Consider the following 12,378-nt stretch of genomic DNA (forward strand, 5'->3'; position numbering starts at 1 on the left):
AGAATTCGCATGACCAGCAACAACCCGCAAACCCGTGAATGGCAAACCCTGAGCAGCGATCACCACTTGGCCCCGTTCAGCGACTTCAAGCAGCTGAAAGAGAAGGGCCCGCGGATCATCACCAACGCCAAGGGCGTTTACCTTTGGGACAGCGAAGGCAACAAGATCCTCGACGGCATGGCCGGCCTGTGGTGCGTAGCGATCGGCTACGGTCGCGATGAACTGGCCGATGCCGCCAGCAAACAAATGCGCGAGCTGCCTTACTACAACCTGTTCTTCCAGACCGCTCACCCGCCGGTGCTGGAGCTGGCCAAGGCCATCTCCGACATCGCGCCAGAAGGCATGAACCACGTGTTCTTCACCGGTTCCGGTTCCGAAGGCAACGACACCATGCTGCGTATGGTTCGCCACTACTGGGCGATCAAGGGCCAGCCGAAGAAGAAAGTCATCATCAGTCGCAAGAACGGTTATCACGGTTCCACCGTGGCCGGCGCGAGCCTGGGTGGCATGACTTACATGCACGAACAAGGCGACTTGCCGATCCCGGGCATCGTCCACATTGCCCAGCCGTACTGGTTCGGTGAAGGCGGCGACATGACACCGGAGGAGTTCGGTGTGTGGGCGGCCAATCAGCTGGAAGAGAAGATCCTGGAAATCGGCGTGGACAACGTCGGTGCCTTTATTGCCGAACCGATCCAGGGCGCCGGCGGCGTGATCATTCCGCCAGAGACCTACTGGCCGCGCATCAAGGAAATCCTCGCCAAGTACGACATTCTGTTCGTGGCGGACGAAGTGATCTGTGGTTTCGGCCGCACCGGTGAGTGGTTCGGTACTGATTTCTATGACCTCAAACCCGACATGATGACCATCGCCAAAGGCCTGACGTCCGGCTACATCCCGATGGGTGGCCTGATCGTGCGTGACGAAGTGGTGGCGGTGCTCAACGAGGGCGGCGACTTCAACCACGGCTTCACCTACTCCGGTCACCCGGTGGCGGCTGCGGTGGCACTGGAAAACATCCGCATTCTGCGCGAAGAAAAAATTATCGAGCACGTTCATGCCGAAACGGCACCCTATTTGCAAAAGCGTCTACGGGAACTGAACGATCACCCGTTGGTGGGGGAAGTACGTGGGGTCGGTCTGCTGGGGGCCATCGAACTGGTTCAGGACAAGGCCACGCGCAAACGTTACGAAGGCAAGGGCGTCGGCATGATCTGCCGCACGTTCTGCTTCGACAACGGCCTGATCATGCGCGCCGTGGGCGACACCATGATCATTGCTCCGCCGCTGGTGATTACCAAGGCTGAAATCGATGAACTGGTGACCAAGGCACGCAAGTGTCTGGACCTGACCCTGAGTGCGTTGCAGGGCTAAGTGCTAGGCTCTGAGCGGAAGTCATGAAACTTTCGCTCGGAGCAGTCAGAAAGGTTGGCCTTTTCTTGAAAGACCGCCTCGGATCTTGCCAGACTAGCCGCGGTTCCAGTTGTCCGGGTTCGGCCGCTGAACAAAGTGGTTCAAAAAAGAAAAATTTGGAGCATTACGCATGAAGGCATTAGGAAAAAAGCTTGCTGGCAAGACACTCCTCGCCATGTCCCTGATGGGCATAATGGCGGGTGCGGTTCAGGCGGACGACAAGGTGTTGCACGTCTATAACTGGTCCGATTACATCGCTCCGGACACCATCAAGAAGTTCGAAACCGAGTCCGGCATCAAAGTCGTGTACGACGTTTTCGACAGTAACGAAACCCTGGAAGCCAAGTTGCTGGCAGGCAAGTCCGGCTACGACATCGTCGTGCCGTCGAACAACTTCCTGGCCAAGCAGATCAAGGCCGGCGTTTACCAGAAGCTGGACAAGTCCAAGCTGCCAAACTGGAAGAACCTGAACACTGACCTGCTCAAAGCGGTGTCGGTGAGCGACCCGGGCAACGAACACGCCTTCCCGTACATGTGGGGTTCGATCGGTATCGGTTTCAACGCCGAGAAGGTCAAGGCTGCACTGGGCGCCGATGCACCGACCAATTCCTGGGACCTGCTGTTCAAACCTGAAAACGCCGCGAAGTTGAAATCGTGCGGTATCAGTTTCCTCGATTCGCCAACCGAGATGATTCCGGTGGCGTTGCACTACCTGGGCTATCCAACCGACAGCCAGGACAAAAAACAACTGGCCGAAGCCGAAGCGCTGTTCCTGAAGATTCGTCCTTCGGTGGGTTACTTCCACTCGTCCAAGTACATCTCCGACCTGGCCAACGGCAACATCTGCGTGGCCGTGGGTTACTCGGGTGACATCTACCAGGCCAAGGCGCGCGCCGCCGAAGCCGGTGACAAGGTGAAAGTCAGCTACAACATTCCGAAAGAAGGTGCCGGCAGCTTCTACGACATGGTCGCCATCCCTAAAGATGCCGAAAACGTCGAAGGCGCCTACAAGTTCATGACCTTCCTGCAGAAGCCGGAAATCATGGCTGAAATCACCAACGCCGTTCGTTTCCCGAACGGTAACGCGGCCGCCACCTCATTGGTCGAAAAAGAAATCACTGAAGATCCAGGCATCTACCCGCCAGCGGACGTGCTGGCCAAGCTGTACGCGATTGCCGACTTGCCGGCCGCGACCCAGCGGATCCTGACTCGCAGCTGGACCAAGATCAAATCCGGTAAGTAAGAAGTAAACCTTTGTAGGAGCGAGCTTGCTCGCGAAAAAAACCGCAACGCCGCGGGGTGTCAGACACAACGCGTTATCGTTGACGACCATCGCGAGCAAGCTCGCTCCTACAGATGTATGTGCATAAAAGTTTTGCTGGAACGGTTTTTCGAGGGTAAGTTGCGCGCCGGTTTTGTTGCTGGGCAGCTACGACTGTCATGTAACGCGGGGCAACTTGGGCCCAACTAATTTTAGAGGACCTCCACTTGCCTATTTCTTCTTTGCTGCGCAATGCCCTGCTGGTCGGCGCCGGACTGACATTCGCTGTCAGTGTCCAGGCCGCCGGTACTGTGCATATTTATAACTGGTCGGATTACATCGGCGAGACCACCCTGGCCGACTTTCAGAAAGAGACCGGGATCAAGCCGGTTTATGACGTGTTCGATTCCAACGAAACCCTGGAAGGCAAGTTGTTGGCCGGGCGTACCGGCTACGACGTGGTCGTGCCGTCGAACCACTTCCTCGGCAAGCAGATCAAGGCGGGCGCGTTCCAGAAGCTCGACAAGTCGAAGCTGCCAAATTATTCCAACCTCGATCCGGTACTGCTCAAGCGTCTGGAGCAAAACGATCCGGGTAACCTGTACGCCGTGCCGTACCTGTGGGGCACCAACGGCATCGGTTACAACGTCGACAAGATCAAGGCTGTGCTGGGTGTCGACAAGATCGACTCCTGGGCTGCGGTATTCGAGCCGGAGAACATCAAGAAGCTGCACAGTTGCGGCGTGGCGTTCCTCGATTCCGCCGATGAAATGATGCCGACGGTCCTCAACTACATGGGCCTGAACGCCAACAGCACCAACCCCGAAGATTACAAAAAGGCTGAAGCCAAGTTGCTGGCGGTGCGGCCTTACGTGACCTACTTCCATTCCTCCAAATACATCGCCGATCTGGCCAACGGCGATATCTGTATCGCGATCGGTTTCTCCGGCGACATGTTCCAGGCCAGAAACCGTGCGGCTGAAGCGAAGAAAGGCGTGGACATTGCCTACACCATTCCCAAAGAGGGCGGTGCACTGTGGTTCGACATGCTCGCGATACCGAAGGATTCGAGCAACGTCAAAGAGGCCCACGCCTTCATCAACTATTTGTTGAAACCCGAGGTGATCGCACAGGTCAGTGATTCTGTTGGCTATGCGAACCCCAACCCTGGCTCGGACAAACTGATGGAACAGTCCATCCGCACCGACGAGTCGGTTTATCCACCGCAAGCAGTCCTCGACAAGACCTACGTGTCGGTCGAGTTACCACCAAACATTCAACGTTTGATGACCCGCAGCTGGACCAAGGTCAAGTCGGGTAAATAGCTTCAAGGCTCAAACTATCCAAGGTTCGCTCAACTTGAGCGAACTGCAAATTTTGTTGGGAGTTTCGTAAATGGCAGTTGCCTCCGGCGCCTATAAGAAAGCCCTCGAGGGCGACCAGTCACCTAAACAGGTGCTGGTCAAAATCGACCGGGTCACGAAGAAGTTCGACGAGACGATTGCCGTGGACGATGTGTCCCTGGAAATCAAGAAAGGCGAGATCTTCGCCCTGCTCGGCGGTTCGGGATCGGGCAAATCCACGTTGCTGCGCATGCTCGCAGGCTTCGAACGGCCCACGGAGGGGCGCATTTTCCTCGATGGCGTAGACATCACCGACATGCCGCCGTACGAGCGGCCGATCAACATGATGTTCCAGTCGTACGCCTTGTTCCCGCACATGACCGTGGCGCAGAACATCGCCTTCGGCCTCAAGCAGGACAAACTGCCTGGTGCCGAAGTCGATGCCCGCGTGGCCGACATGCTCAAGCTGGTGCAGATGACGCAGTACGCCAAGCGTAAGCCGCATCAGTTGTCTGGTGGTCAGCGTCAACGTGTGGCCCTGGCGCGTTCGCTGGCCAAGCGACCGAAGCTGCTGCTGCTCGACGAACCGATGGGTGCGCTGGACAAGAAGCTGCGCTCGCAAATGCAGCTGGAGCTGGTCGAGATCATCGAGCGCGTCGGCGTAACCTGCGTCATGGTGACCCACGACCAGGAAGAGGCCATGACCATGGCCGAGCGCATCGCGATCATGCACCTGGGCTGGATCGCCCAGATTGGCAGCCCGATCGACATCTACGAAACCCCGACCAGCCGTCTGGTCTGCGAATTCATCGGCAACGTCAACATCTTCGACGGCGAAGTGATCGACGACGCCGAAGGGCACGCCACCATCACCTGCAAGGACCTGGACCGCCAGATCTACGTGGGCCACGGCATCAGCACCTCGGTGCAGGACAAATCCGTGACCTACGCGATCCGTCCGGAAAAACTGCTGGTGACCCCGACCATGCCGACCTGCGAATATAACTGGTCCAGCGGCAAGGTGCACGACATCGCCTACCTCGGCGGTCACTCGGTGTTCTACGTCGAATTGCCAAGCGGCAAGATCGTCCAGTCGTTTGTCGCCAACGCCGAACGCCGTGGCCAGCGCCCAACCTGGGGTGATCAGGTTTACGTGTACTGGGAAGACGACAGCGGCGTGGTACTTCGCTCATGAACATGCGCAAATTCAAACGCCGCCTCAACCGAATAATTCCCGGTGGCCGTCAGCTGGTCATCGGGGTTCCGTTCATCTGGCTTTTCATGTTCTTCATGCTGCCGTTCTTCATCGTACTGAAGATCAGCTTCGCCGAAGCCGACGTGGCCATTCCGCCATATACCGAGATCTACAGCTTCATCGACCAGAAGCTGCAAGTGCTGCTCAACCTGGCCAACTACGCGATGCTCGGCGACGACGAGTTGTACATCGCCGCGTACCTCGGCTCGCTGAAGATGGCGCTGATTAGCACCATCCTTTGCCTCGTGATCGGCTACCCGATGGCCTACGCCATCGCCAGCGCCCGCAAAGAAATGCAAACGGTGCTGGTGCTGCTGATCATGATGCCGACCTGGACCGCGATCCTGATCCGCGTCTACGCGTGGATGGGCATCCTCAGCAACAACGGTCTGCTCAACGGTTTCCTGATGACCATGGGCTGGATCGACGAACCGCTGCAGATCCTCAACACCAACCTCGCGGTTTATATCGGCGTTGTTTATTCCTACTTGCCGTTCATGATCCTGCCGCTTTACGCCAACCTGGTGAAACACGACAACAGCCTGCTGGAAGCCGCATCGGACCTCGGTTCGAGCACCTTCAACAGCTTCTGGAAGATCACCATTCCACTGTCCAAGAACGGCATCGTCGCGGGCTGCATGCTGGTGTTCATTCCGGTGGTAGGTGAGTTTGTGATCCCGGAACTGCTTGGCGGTCCGGAAACCCTGATGATCGGTAAAGTGCTGTGGCAGGAGTTCTTCAACAACCGTGACTGGCCGGTGGCGTCCGCTCTGGCAGTGGTCATGTTGCTGATCCTGATTGTGCCGATCATCCTGTTCAACCGTAGCCAGGCCAAAGAAATGGAGGGCAAGGAATGAAGCGCTTCCGTTTCTCGAGTTTCATGCTGATAGCCGGTTTGCTGTTCATCTACGCGCCGATGCTGATCCTGGTGATCTACTCGTTCAACGCCTCGAAACTGGTGACGGTGTGGGGCGGCTGGTCGATCAAGTGGTACGTCGGGTTGATGGACAACATCCAACTGATGGGCTCGGTGGTGCGCTCGCTGGAAATCGCCTGCTACACGGCGGTGGCAGCGGTGGCGCTGGGCACATTGGCCGCGTTCGTCCTGACCCGTATCACCCACTTCAAGGGCCGCACGCTGTTTGGTGGCTTGGTCACCGCGCCGCTGGTGATGCCGGAAGTGATCACCGGTCTGTCGCTGTTGCTGTTGTTCGTGGCCATGGCGCAGATGATCGGCTGGCCGCAGGAACGCGGCATCGTCACCATCTGGATCGCCCACACGACGTTCTGTGCGGCGTATGTGGCGGTGGTGGTGTCGGCGCGCTTGCGTGAGTTGGACCTGTCCATCGAAGAGGCGGCCATGGACCTCGGTGCCAAGCCGTGGAAGGTGTTCTTCCTGATCACCATCCCGATGATCGCACCATCGCTCGGAGCGGGCGGCATGATGTCCTTCGCCCTGTCGCTGGATGACCTGGTGTTGGCGAGCTTCGTGTCGGGGCCGGGGTCGACGACCTTGCCGATGGAAGTGTTCTCGGCGGTGCGTCTGGGCGTGAAGCCCGAGATCAACGCTGTGGCCAGTCTGATTTTGCTGGCGGTGTCGCTGATGACCTTCCTGGTCTGGTTCTTCAGCCGTCGCGCTGAAGAAGCACGCAAGCGTGCGATTCAGCAGGCCATCGAAGAAAGCGCTGCCGACTCGTGGAAGCAACCGGACGTGCGTCGCGCACAGGCGCCGGAAGCGGCTTAAAACCGCTTTTTAGATCAAAAGATCGCAGCCTGCGGCAGCTCCTACAGAGGAATACGTTCTCCTGTAGGAGCTGCCGCAGGCTGCGATCTTTTGACTTTATGGCTCATGAAACCCAAGGAGATTTGCGGATGATGTCGACGAAGTTCATCGGTTTGAACCCCGGCTCGCTGTCCACCAGCACATCCGCATTCACCGTACCAAACGTGGTATCCGGCTTGTGTTTGAAGCCGTTGGCGAATGCACACAGGATGCATTCCTTGAGCCCTTCGCCCCGTGGATGCGCATGCACCACCGCTTCGCGTTGCACGGTGGGGAACGCCGCGTAGTCGATACCCAATACATCCATTTCAACACCCGCGGTTACCAGCGCTACGGTTGGCCTCAGATGCTGCGGCACGCCCGTCGTGGTGTGCAGGGCAATCGATAGCCAGACCTGCTCGATGTCGTCATCACTCAGCCCGTAAGGCTTGAGGAACGCTGTCGCCGCGTTCGCGCCATCGACTTCAAAACGCTCGTTGTCGCTGCGATGGCCTTCCACCAGACCCAGGTCATGGAACATCGCGCCGACATACAACAGCTCCGGGTTGTAGGCCAGTTGCTTGCGTTCACCGCTCAACGCGCCGAACAGAAACACCCGGCGCGAGTGGTGGTAAGCAGGTCGGATTCGACGTCGCGAATGTACTCCGTGGTGGCCCGGGCCAATGCGCTGTCAGGGATTTTGATACCGGCGATGGTGCTGCTCATGGTGCTGTCCTCGTGGGGAACGCCGTGGCGGCGCTGATGGAACAAGTCTGTTCCGACAGCCAAAACCGGACAATCGATCCATGGCTGCGATCCTTGCCAATGAGCATGCATATCGCGCCAACCTCGCTTGTTGGATGCCGATTGGCTAAGTTTGGTCGCGGTGAATGAGCTTTTGTGGCGAGGGGATTTATCCCCGTTGGGGTGCGAAGCGCCCCTAAATACCAGGCGCATATTGTTTACAGGTTTTACGACTGCTTCGCAGCCGAACGGGGATAAATCCCCTCGCCACAGCAAGCTCCCTCGCCACAGGTCAGCGTGATCCATAGAGAGCATTTCGAACCATGAGTAAAACCGTTGCCATCGTGGTGTTCGCCGGTGTCCAGTCCCTGGACGTCACCGGCCCCATGGATGTGTTTTCCGAGGCCAATCATTTCCTGCCACCGGAGGATCACTATCGGCTGGAAGTCATCGGCGTCGAGCGCGGGATGATGCCGTGCTCCAACGGTTTGTCGCTCAATGCCCATCGCCATTTCAGCGAGGCGCTGGAGGCGTACGACTTGTTGCTGGTGGCCGGAGGGCCGCAGTTGACGTTCATGGATTTTGGCGCAGCCTTCGATGCCTGGCTGCGGGACGCCAGTGCACTGGCGCAGCGTTTCGGCTCGATCTGCAACGGCGCGTTCATGCTCGCCCGCGCCGGACTGCTCGAGGGGCGAACAGTGACGACTCATTGGGGCGATGCCGCGGCGCTCGCGGCGTTGTGTCCTTCGACTCAGGTCGAGGCTGATCGCCTGTACGTGCAGGATGGCGAGCTGTACACCTCGGCCGGCGTCACGGCGGGAATCGATCTGTCGCTGTACCTGCTGGCCCGGGATCACGGACCGGAAGTCGCGCTGAGTGTGGCCAAGCGGCTGGTGGTGTTCACGCAGCGCTCGGGTGGGCAGTCACAGTTCAGCCCATTCCTGACACCCCATGCCGAACCGACGTCGGCGGTGGCGATGGTTCAGCATTATGTACTGGCCAACTTGACGGGCGACCTGACCATCGCCGACCTGGCCAACGCGGCCAACATGAGCACGCGCAACTTTTCCCGGGTGTTTGCCAAGGAAGCGAAAGTCACCCCGGCGGAATTTGTCGAGCGGGCGAGGGTGGACGCGGCGCGGGTGATGCTGGAAAGCACCGTGGTGCCGCTGAAAACCGTGGCGTACCAGTGCGGGTTTCGCGATGCCCAGCATATGCGCAGCGTGTTCAACCGCCGGTTGGGGGTGACGCCGCAGCAGTTCAGGTTGAATTTTGCGGCGATGGTTTGAGCCATGAATATGCGTTGTTCTTGCGGGCCTCATCGCTAGCAGGCTAGCTCCCACAATGGATCTGCATGCACAGGACCACTGTGGGAGCTAGCCTGCTAGCGATGAGGCCAGTCCAGCCAATACAAATCTACTGAGCACTGCGCGCTGGCAACAGCTTCAACGTACTCCGCGTATTCGCCGTGACTTCCTCATCATTGAGATGCGCCTGGAAATACACCCCTTCGACATACGCCTCAGCCTGATCCTCATAATGTCTGTCAAACGGCACACCACTCTGCCCAACCGGGTTAACAGTCAGGCTGTGTGCCGGGTCAGCGAAGTCGATCAGGCGCCGGGTCGACGGTCCATAAGTCACCGGCCATGGCGCAGGCCCGATCTTGGCCGAGAGGTTGTTCGGCACTTCATGGGTGCCCGGCGCTGCGAACGGCCCGACATTGAAAATCCGCTCCAGCGGCTTCTGCTGCCCCAGCGGATGACCATGGGTCAGCGTGTGCGCCTTGCCCCACTGCCATTGCGCAAAATCCGCGCCCAGCGTGGTCTTGAGGTGAACAATGCTCGCTTGCCACGCCACTTTCACCGTGTCTGCGCGGGTTTCCTTGCCGAGGGTGTTGCGGTTGTCCCACCACGGCGAGTCGACGTTCGCGGCCAGGCGCGGCAGCGCAGCGTCGATCACCCGGGTCGAGAGCAGTGTTTCAAAGAAATCATTGCCCAGTTCATCGTGCATCGTCGCGTCCGCGAGGTTGAACAGGAACTGGTTGAACAGCGTGGCGCTGGTGGAGTCCAGTGGGTAATCACCTTTCCACTGAGCCAGTTGCTCCACCAGTTTGAGTTCGGCGGGATCGCTTACCACTTCACGTAGCACCGGCAACAACGGCGCCAGCAAGCGCGGGCCGTAAGCAGTGGTGGTGCCCAACTGCAACGCTTGGCTGGCCTCCAGATCCCACTTGACGGTTTTGTCGCCGAGCTGGCGATAGAGCTGCTGACCCCGATCAGCGAGGTTGTAGTAGCCGGGTATCTCCATGCCGGTCGGTGACACGGGCTGGAAGTTGGCCGAGACGATGTAGCCCCGCGCCGGGTTCTCTTCCTGCGGGTTGGCGCTGAACGGGTAGAAACCGTCCTTGTCCGCTTCGGCGCTGCTGCCGTCGAGAATGAACCACGGCCGCACACCCGCCGGGCGCTTAGGCAACTGCGCCGCCGCCCACCAGCCGATGTCGCCCTTGGCATTGGCCCACACGATGTTCAGACCCGGTGCCTGGACCTTGGCGGAGGCACTGCGCGCCTTGGCCAGGGTGTCGGCGCGGTTGAGCTGGTAGAAGCCTTCGAGGATCGGGTTCTGGCTTTCGAGAAAACCCCACCACATGGCGATCGGCGTTTTGCCGACGCTCTTGCCCAGCGCATCGTTGACGATCGGTCCGTGGGGCGACTGGCGCAGCATCAATGTCACGGGTGCCTGGCCCTTGACCGCGATCTGCTGTTCGCTGGTGACCATGTCCACCCACTTGCCGCGATACCAGACCTGATTGGGATTGTCCGGGTTGACCTTCTCGGCGATCAGGTCGAGGTCGTCGTTCTGGAACATGGTGATGCTCCAGCCGAAGTCGCGGTTCATTCCGAGTGAGGCGAACGGCATCAAGGCCTGATAGTGACCGTAGAGTTCGAAGCCCGGCGCCGAGAGATGGGCTTCGTACCACACCGATGGCGCGGAGAAACGGATATGCGGGTCGCCCGCCAGCAGCGGCTTGCCGCTTTTGGTGCGGTTGCCGGAGACCACCCAGGCGTTGCTGCCCTCGAACTGCGGCAAACCATTGTCGGCCAGTGCTTGCTCGCTCAGGCGGGCGAGGGCGTTGAGGTCTTTCCAGTCGGCGCTGGCGAGGGGCGGCACGGTGCCGCTGTGGTTTTTTGCAAGCACGCCTTTGGGCTGCCAGTCGAGATCGAAGACGTTCAGGTAGTCGGCACCCAACTGATCGCGCACGTAAGTCAGTAACGGTTCGGTGCGAAACGCCGCGGCAAAACTGTAGGCCATGTAACCGGCGATGCTGATGGTGTCCTGAGCGGTGAAAGGGCGTTTCGGGATGCCCAGTACATCGAATTCTGCGGGTTTTGCGTGGCTGTCCTGATACTGGTTGATGCCATCGAGATAGGCCTGCATGGCGATGAACGCTGGCGACTGCTTGTCCATATTCTCCAGGTAGGTTTCGGATCGTTCGCGAATGCGCAGGCTGCGCATCAGTTTGTCGGTGTCGAGCAGTTTCGGGCCCAGCACTTCGGCCAGTTCACCACGGGCGAGGCGGCGCAAGACTTCCATCTGAAACAGCCGGTCCTGGGCGTGCACATAGCCGAGGGCGCGGTACAGGTCGGTTTCGTTTTCGGCGCGGATGTGCGGGATGCCTCGCTCGTCGTAACGCACGGTGACGGAGCCTTGCAGGTGTTGCAGTTCAACCATGCCCTGGCGTGTCGGCTGCTTGCTGTAGACGTACCAGCCGGCGCCGGCGGCGAGCACGACAATCAGCAGGACGAGCGCAGTCAGGAGACGTTTCATGGGGGTTCCTTGTTCTTGTTATGAGTGGCAGCAGTTCCCTGTCGCCACTGTTTAACATGCCGTACCGAATTGGCCCATCGCCCTTAGGAGGGATTCGCGTCTGCGCGCGGTCCTACTGCTTTGTGTCGACAGGCCACGGGCAGTAACACCCGACCGCCAGTGTGTGCGTGGCACTCACCGCGCGGCCTTCGTTTAACGCCTGCAGGATCGGCTCGATAAAGCTGTTGTCCGAATTGCAGGTCAGGCCTTCGCTGTAAGGGCCGAAATACGCCAGTTTGCCGCTGCGATCCCAGATCGCTACAGCCGGGCTGGCCGGGATCTGTTCGGAGCCGGGGAGGACGGTGATGGTTTTCAGGCTGCTCAGCGTGCTGGGCAACTGGCCGTGGCTGCCGGGTTTTTGTACCGCATAAAACTCGACGCCCTGCGGTCCGTAGTGCTCGACCAGTTCGCTCAGGTGTTGCTGATTGCCGACGTTGCACGGGCAGGCCGGGTCCCAGAAGTGCACGAGCCGGATGGCGCCGGGGCCGGCCAGGTTGTCGGGCAGGCGCAACGGGTCGCCGGAAAATACCGCCGTGTGTTCGCTGAACGCCCGCAGGTAGCGCCCTTGAAACCAGTCGTAAGCCGCCCACAAAACACCGGCACACACGAGGGCGAGCAGGCTGGCAAGCAGTGGGGTGCGGTAGGGCGAACGCATGGGTGTCGATCCTCGAAGGTCGCCCAGCTTGCCATGCTTGCCGCGACAGATGAATATCGCAGGCTTATAAAATCCGCT

Annotated in this window: 9 protein-coding genes and 1 pseudogene; 7 read left to right on the forward strand and 3 right to left on the reverse strand. The window is 59.3% G+C overall.

What is annotated here, in order from left to right:
- Positions 1–9: 9 nt before the first annotated feature.
- The 6 genes from ACYZTL_RS16960 (at position 10) to ACYZTL_RS16985 (ending at position 7,016) form a co-directional block, all read left to right on the forward strand.
- Complete coding sequence (locus ACYZTL_RS16960; RefSeq protein WP_461952746.1) at positions 10–1,374, forward strand: aspartate aminotransferase family protein; 1,365 nt, start codon at positions 10–12, stop codon at positions 1,372–1,374.
- A 169-nt stretch (positions 1,375–1,543) separates the two neighbouring features.
- Positions 1,544–2,656, forward strand: a complete 1,113-nt coding sequence (locus tag ACYZTL_RS16965) for a polyamine ABC transporter substrate-binding protein (protein ID WP_461952747.1) — start codon at positions 1,544–1,546, stop codon at positions 2,654–2,656.
- Between the two features lie 245 nt (positions 2,657–2,901).
- Positions 2,902–3,999: a polyamine ABC transporter substrate-binding protein gene (locus ACYZTL_RS16970; RefSeq protein WP_461952748.1), complete on the forward strand. Its 1,098-nt coding sequence runs from the start codon at positions 2,902–2,904 to the stop codon at positions 3,997–3,999.
- Between the two features lie 70 nt (positions 4,000–4,069).
- Complete coding sequence (locus ACYZTL_RS16975; protein ID WP_461952749.1) at positions 4,070–5,212, forward strand: ABC transporter ATP-binding protein; 1,143 nt, start codon at positions 4,070–4,072, stop codon at positions 5,210–5,212.
- Positions 5,209–6,129: an ABC transporter permease subunit gene (locus ACYZTL_RS16980; RefSeq protein ID WP_461952750.1), complete on the forward strand. Its 921-nt coding sequence runs from the start codon at positions 5,209–5,211 to the stop codon at positions 6,127–6,129. The genes ACYZTL_RS16975 and ACYZTL_RS16980 overlap by 4 nt, the downstream gene beginning before the upstream one ends.
- Complete coding sequence (locus ACYZTL_RS16985) at positions 6,126–7,016, forward strand: ABC transporter permease subunit (protein ID WP_461952751.1); 891 nt, start codon at positions 6,126–6,128, stop codon at positions 7,014–7,016. The genes ACYZTL_RS16980 and ACYZTL_RS16985 overlap by 4 nt, the downstream gene beginning before the upstream one ends.
- Positions 7,017–7,119: 103 nt before the next feature.
- Here the strand turns inward: ACYZTL_RS16985 and ACYZTL_RS16990 are convergent.
- Positions 7,120–7,760: pseudogene (locus tag ACYZTL_RS16990) on the reverse strand (HD domain-containing protein).
- 341 nt (positions 7,761–8,101) lie between these two features.
- On the opposite strand from ACYZTL_RS16990, the gene ACYZTL_RS16995 reads away from it, so the two are divergent.
- A complete protein-coding gene (locus ACYZTL_RS16995; protein WP_461952752.1) occupies positions 8,102–9,067 on the forward strand; it encodes a GlxA family transcriptional regulator in 966 nt (321 codons plus the stop codon).
- Positions 9,068–9,194: 127 nt separating this feature from the next.
- On the opposite strand, the gene ACYZTL_RS17000 is transcribed toward ACYZTL_RS16995, so the two are convergent.
- Together ACYZTL_RS17000 and ACYZTL_RS17005 are read right to left on the reverse strand one after the other, a co-directional pair.
- A complete protein-coding gene (locus ACYZTL_RS17000; RefSeq protein WP_461952753.1) occupies positions 9,195–11,606 on the reverse strand; it encodes a penicillin acylase family protein in 2,412 nt (803 codons plus the stop codon).
- Between the two features lie 112 nt (positions 11,607–11,718).
- Positions 11,719–12,300, reverse strand: a complete 582-nt coding sequence (locus ACYZTL_RS17005) for a DUF6436 domain-containing protein (RefSeq protein ID WP_461952754.1) — start codon at positions 12,298–12,300, stop codon at positions 11,719–11,721.
- Positions 12,301–12,378 lie beyond the last annotated feature (78 nt).

The organism is Pseudomonas sp. LB3P81, from assembly GCF_054897965.1.

Coding starts and splice junctions, on each gene's coding strand:
- ACYZTL_RS16960 (WP_461952746.1), top strand. CDS start 10: ATGACCAGCAACAACCCGCAAACCCGTGAATGGCAAACCCTGAGCAGC.
- ACYZTL_RS16965 (WP_461952747.1), top strand. CDS start 1,544: ATGAAGGCATTAGGAAAAAAGCTTGCTGGCAAGACACTCCTCGCCATG.
- ACYZTL_RS16975 (WP_461952749.1), top strand. CDS start 4,070: ATGGCAGTTGCCTCCGGCGCCTATAAGAAAGCCCTCGAGGGCGACCAG.
- ACYZTL_RS16980 (WP_461952750.1), top strand. CDS start 5,209: ATGAACATGCGCAAATTCAAACGCCGCCTCAACCGAATAATTCCCGGT.
- ACYZTL_RS16985 (WP_461952751.1), top strand. CDS start 6,126: ATGAAGCGCTTCCGTTTCTCGAGTTTCATGCTGATAGCCGGTTTGCTG.
- ACYZTL_RS16995 (WP_461952752.1), top strand. CDS start 8,102: ATGAGTAAAACCGTTGCCATCGTGGTGTTCGCCGGTGTCCAGTCCCTG.
- ACYZTL_RS17000 (WP_461952753.1), bottom strand. CDS start 11,606: ATGAAACGTCTCCTGACTGCGCTCGTCCTGCTGATTGTCGTGCTCGCC.
- ACYZTL_RS17005 (WP_461952754.1), bottom strand. CDS start 12,300: ATGCGTTCGCCCTACCGCACCCCACTGCTTGCCAGCCTGCTCGCCCTC.